Source organism: Sutterella parvirubra YIT 11816 (assembly GCF_000250875.1).
GTDB classification, from domain to species: domain Bacteria; phylum Pseudomonadota; class Gammaproteobacteria; order Burkholderiales; family Burkholderiaceae_F; genus Sutterella; species Sutterella parvirubra.
The window spans coordinates 21,778-22,318 of the sequence record NZ_JH605004.1 but is presented as its reverse complement, the minus strand read 5'-3'; the positions used below and the strand labels follow the sequence as shown (position 1 = coordinate 22,318).

Below are 541 nucleotides of genomic sequence, written 5' to 3'. Positions count from 1 at the left end.
GGCCGGGGTAGCCCTCGGCGTACTTGTTGGTGAGCACCGACCCCTGCGCCGCGAGCACCGCGGGCGAGGCGTAGTTTTCGCTGGCGATCAGCTCGATGTGCGCTTCCTGACGGGCGCGCTCCGCTTCAATGGCGGCGAAGACCTCGGCGTCCTGCGCTTCGATCACGTCGGGACGGTTGATCGGGGCGTCGAAGCCCCCGGCGGGATGATTCACGGGGAATCCTCCAGAAGTTTGAAAAGTCGAATTCGGTTCTGTTCGGTGCGGTGCGCTTGATGCGCTCCCGGGCATCAGCCCGCGGGACGAAGCCGCGGGTTGAGCGTGTAGCGGCCGCTCACTTCGGCCGTGCCGAGGACGTGCCCCTTGACGAGGGCCTCCACGTCGGCCAAACGGAAGACGGCGGGAAGCGCGAGCTCGACGTCGAGCGCGAGGACCACCCAGCGGTAGACGTGCCAGCGGGCGTCGAAGAAAGGCGGGCGCGGGCCGTCGTAGCCCAATCCCGTGCCGTCGGCCTCAGGAGCGTCGCCCGAAACGTAGTCGTTC

2 pseudogenes are annotated in these 541 nt (G+C 68.0%); both read right to left on the bottom strand.

The features are described from left to right. Positions 1 to 181: pseudogene (glyA, locus tag HMPREF9440_RS12165) on the bottom strand (serine hydroxymethyltransferase); the annotation flags it as partial. 107 nt (positions 182 to 288) lie between these two features. Next, positions 289 to 541: pseudogene (locus HMPREF9440_RS12160) on the bottom strand (YbhB/YbcL family Raf kinase inhibitor-like protein); the annotation flags it as partial.